Origin of the sequence: Peribacillus alkalitolerans, from assembly GCF_010882125.1 — a bacterium.
GTDB classification, from domain to species: Bacteria; Bacillota; Bacilli; order Bacillales; family DSM-1321; genus Bacillus_BN; species Bacillus_BN alkalitolerans.
In genome coordinates, this window is the sequence record NZ_JAAGVZ010000070.1 from 1 (window position 1) to 1,147 (window position 1,147).

General features: G+C 37.1%; 2 protein-coding genes. Both read left to right on the plus strand.

Annotation, left to right across the window (positions count from 1 at the left end):
* Positions 1 to 235, plus strand: a 235-nt coding sequence (locus tag G3O09_RS22005; RefSeq protein ID WP_163103572.1) for a transposase, incomplete at its 5' end; no start/stop codon positions are given.
* The gene (locus tag G3O09_RS22010; protein ID WP_240338540.1) at positions 229 to 1,104 is read left to right on the plus strand and encodes an IS3 family transposase; all 876 of its coding nucleotides are present in this window, start codon (positions 229 to 231) and stop codon (positions 1,102 to 1,104) included. The genes G3O09_RS22005 and G3O09_RS22010, both read left to right, overlap by 7 nt.
* Positions 1,105 to 1,147 lie beyond the last annotated feature (43 nt).

Sequence of the window (1,147 nt, forward strand, 5' to 3'; positions counted from 1 at the left end):
CCGTAGCCAAATCGCGGAGAAGCTTGAGATTCCAACTAAAAAATTAATCAATGAGTGGGTTCTTAAATATGAAAGACTCGGAGAGGAAGGATTAAAAGACAATCGAGGTAAAAAGAAAGGCACTGGAAAAGGAAGACCTGCAAAAAAGAATCTGACACTTGAGGAAGAAATTCAGATGTTAAAGGCGGAGAATTTATATTTAAAAAAGCTATTAGAACAGAAAAGGGGGTGTTAACGAAACAGGAAGAGTTTGAATTTATAGCTACATTTGGAGAACAATTTACCGTTTCAATCCTTTTAAAGATAGTGAACCGTGTATCAAAATCAGGCTACTATAAGTGGAGAAAACATAAAGATTCCTATATCCGTCCAATCCGAGATCAGGAACTATTTCATCTTATCTTTGAAGTATTTGCTCATTCTAAAGGAACATACGGAAAAAAGAGAATTCGCTTAGCTTTACTAAAACAGTATGGTCTTGTAATCAACCTTAAATGCATAGCTAGAATTATGCGGAAATATGGATTGGTCTGTAAGTGCCGACAACCAAGGTTTAAAAGAAGAAAGCAACCTCATGGTACTATTTCCAATGTTTTGGATCGCCAATTCACTTCTGATGCCATGGGTAAGAAGTTTTGTATCGATATTACTTATATAGAAGTAAAAAAACCAGGTAGAAGATGGATTTACTTATGTGCAATCAAAGACTTATTCAACAATGAAGTGGTTGCCTATAATATCAGCCAACAACAAGATATGAAACTAGTATTAGAAACAATCCAACAATTAAAAGAAAAAGGATTTGAGAAAGGTGCCATCCTGCATAGCGATCAGGGACATCACTTTACAAATCCTTCTTACATAAGTACCTTGGCTAATTTGGGCCTAACTCAATCCATGTCCCGCAGAGGCAACTGCTGGGACAATGCGAGTATTGAGAACTTCTTTGGGCATCTCAAATGCGAAATGCCCTGCTTCAGTTCACCACAAACTGTAGAAGAAGTACAAGCAGCCCTAGTAGAGTACATTAACTATTATAACGAAGAGAGAATACAAAATAAACACGGCATGAGTCCTGTTGAATATAGAACTCATGCCGCGTAAACGGCAGTCTTTTAAAAGTGTCTACTTGACGGGTATACGTTCA